This window comes from Vibrio sp. 10N.261.45.E2, assembly GCF_002875705.1.
In the GTDB taxonomy this organism is placed as follows: domain Bacteria; phylum Pseudomonadota; class Gammaproteobacteria; order Enterobacterales; family Vibrionaceae; genus Vibrio.
In genome coordinates this window covers 1-1,962 of sequence record NZ_MCZZ01000049.1, presented here as the reverse complement: position 1 = coordinate 1,962, position 1,962 = coordinate 1, and the positions used below count along the sequence as shown (strand labels likewise).

General features: G+C 46.0%; 3 protein-coding genes. All 3 read left to right on the top strand.

Annotation, left to right across the window (positions count from 1 at the left end; translation table 11 throughout):
- The first annotated feature begins 221 nt into the window (after positions 1–221).
- From BCT34_RS02910 to BCT34_RS02900, 3 genes are read left to right on the top strand one after another with little or no spacing between them, the layout of a single operon-like run.
- A complete protein-coding gene (locus tag BCT34_RS02910; protein ID WP_076650796.1) occupies positions 222–575 on the top strand; it encodes a hypothetical protein in 354 nt (117 codons plus the stop codon).
- On the top strand, positions 572–928 hold the full coding sequence (gene tnpB, locus BCT34_RS02905; protein ID WP_083702738.1) for an IS66 family insertion sequence element accessory protein TnpB: 357 nt from the start codon (positions 572–574) through the stop codon (positions 926–928). Before BCT34_RS02910 ends, tnpB begins: the two co-directional genes overlap by 4 nt.
- A 56-nt stretch (positions 929–984) precedes the next feature.
- On the top strand, positions 985–1,959 hold the full coding sequence (locus BCT34_RS02900; protein ID WP_241902762.1) for an IS66 family transposase: 975 nt from the start codon (positions 985–987) through the stop codon (positions 1,957–1,959).
- Positions 1,960–1,962 lie beyond the last annotated feature (3 nt).

Here is a 1,962-nt window from a genome sequence, read left to right as displayed (position 1 = left end):
TCTATTAGACCAATGTGGGCTTTCATCAAAGCCCACATTTAACGTAACGTCACTTAGTGCGCACCTAGATTTAGATACAAAAAAGCCTCCCATACGGGAGGCTTTTTTGTTGGGGAAACTCATGACCTGTTAAAAGGATCGTAAGCGTCTTTAAATCGACTCATTCAATCCTTTTAATAAACGTCGTAACCTTTAACTTTTATCGTTAAAGGTACTCGAAAATGTCTCAGCATAGATCTCAGCAAGAATGGCTACGCCTTGTTCAGAAGTATTACAATAGTGAGCAGTCTGCCGCTCAGTTTTGTTTAGAGCACAATCTTCATCCAAAAACATTTGATAACAACCGTCGCAAACTACACCACTTAGTCAACCTGCCTAAAAAACGAGAAGAGTCACTTTCTGAATTCGTTGTTGTTGAAAAAACAGCCAGGCTAAACACCAAAACCGAGCAACTGCCTCCCTCTACGTTACCTACGGAATTACGCCTTGAAGCGGGGGCGTTCTCTCTTCATGTGCCTCGTGATGTAGCACCTCAGTGGCTCGGCCTTCTATTGAAGGAGCTTGCTGTTGTATGAAAATGTTCCCTGATATCTCTGTTATCTATCTCCACAAGGCGCCCGTCGATTTTAGAAAGGGCATTAACGGCTTGAGCTTTATCGTTGAACAGAATATGAACCTTAATCCCTTCTCTGAAGCGCTATTTGTCTTCTCTAATCGCACGCGGGATAAGCTCAAAGTTCTCTACTGGCAGCGTAATGGCTTTTGCCTCTGGCAAAAGCGACTCGAAAAAGATAAGTTCGCTTGGCCAAGAAAAATGCCAGGGAAAACCCTCTCATTAACGGAAGAGCAGTGGCATTGGTTGCTTGATGGGCTCGACATTGAAAAATTGAAACCCCACCAAGCATTGAATTACCAAAGCCTTAACTAAATTAAAAAAAATATTGCGTATAAGGAACTTTCGCGTAACTCTGCGATCTTCCTTATATGCCAAATAAAAATAAAGAAGATGAGCTAGCGCTCTTACGTTCAAAAGTGACCGAGCTTGAATCTACGGTACTCACACTTCGCCAATCTCTAAGCGAGAGCGAATTAACTATTCAATCGCTGGTTGAAAAACTCAACCTAGCGCGGCGTAAACGCTTTGGTAGCAGTAGTGAAACCCTGCCCCCTCAGGACTTAGAGTTCAATGAGGCGGAGACTCATGCCGATACGACAGGTGAAGAGGAAACCCCCGATAATCCGAATGATGACGCCCCTGAAGCGGAAAACACTTCATCCGAGACAAAACATCGTGGTCGCCCAAAGCTTCCCAAAGACCTACCACGAGAGCGAGTCGTGGTGGACATACCAGAATCAGAAAAAACCTGCTCGTGTTGCCAGTCGATGCTCTGCAGGATGGGGCAAAGCACCAGTGAAAAACTGGTGTATATCCCAGCTAAGTTGTACGTTGAAGTCACCGAAAGACCCAAATACGTCTGTCGTCAATGTGACGTGCTAGGAGAAAAGAGCCTCGTGTTGATGGCTCCACCGCCAGCATCGATTATCCCGAAAAGCATCGCGACTCCCTCTTTGCTTGCGCAAATTATCACGAACAAATACCACTATGCCCTGCCTCTCTATCGTCAAGAATCGCTGTTCAGACAATATGGGCTAGCGCTCAGCCGAAAAACGATGAGTCAATGGATACTGCGTTGCGCTGATAAGGTAGAGCCGTTAATCGCCTTACTGAAAGAAACCCTCCTTGCTCAAGATGTTCTGTTCGCGGACGAGACCACATTGACCGTGCTCGATGACGAAAGAAAGAAAAGTTACATCTGGTTGTATGGGTGTGGTCCAGACCGGGGCGGTAATGCGCAATCCCCCGGTATCGTCTTGTTCGACTACCAGGAAGGGAGTCGGGGACACCACTGCCCTGAATCGTACCTGTCAAACTACACTGGATATGTAGTGGTCAAGTAAAAC